General features: G+C 67.7%; 1 protein-coding gene. It reads right to left on the bottom strand.

Annotation, left to right across the window (positions count from 1 at the left end):
- A partial coding sequence (locus EOA86_RS37885; RefSeq protein ID WP_164892468.1) for a DEAD/DEAH box helicase family protein occupies positions 1–495 on the bottom strand: 495 nt, incomplete at both ends.

The following is a 495-nucleotide window of genomic DNA, read 5'->3' as shown; positions in this document are numbered from 1 at the left end:
GGGCAGTGAAGGTCTTGCCCGAGCCGGTGGCGTGCTTGAGGATTCCGCGGCGGCCGCCCGCTTCCCAAGCTTCTAGGGCGACGACCTGGTGAGGCCGCGGCGTGCGCCCATCGGCCTTCCCCGCTTCGGCGGACCAACGTGCGGCTTTCTCGAGCTCTAGGCAGATCTCGTCTACGAAATCGGGCCATCGGCCAGCGTCGGCGGCGGAAACGATGGCGCTGCGCGCCGTCTCAGGGAACGGCCGCACCGTCACGCCCGGCCAGTCGTCATTCCAAAGCCGCTCGAAATATTCGGCCTCGTCCCGCACGCGGCTCAGTTCGCCCTCGTCGCGCCAGCTGGCGAAAACATCGACGGATTCCAGGTTGCCGTCGCGGGCCAGGCCCGGCCAGGTCTCGTTCATGGACCCCTTGAAGGCGATCTGATCGCCGTCGGCATCCCTCAGAATGCCGACCTTATCGTGGAACAGCCGCTTCGGCCGACCCCCGGCTTCAGGGC

It is taken from the genome of Mesorhizobium sp. M5C.F.Ca.IN.020.32.2.1 (assembly GCF_004023105.1).
Lineage (GTDB): Bacteria > Pseudomonadota > Alphaproteobacteria > Rhizobiales > Rhizobiaceae > Mesorhizobium > Mesorhizobium wenxiniae.
The sequence above is the reverse complement of the archived record's forward strand: the minus strand, read 5'-3'. Positions and strand labels throughout refer to the sequence as shown.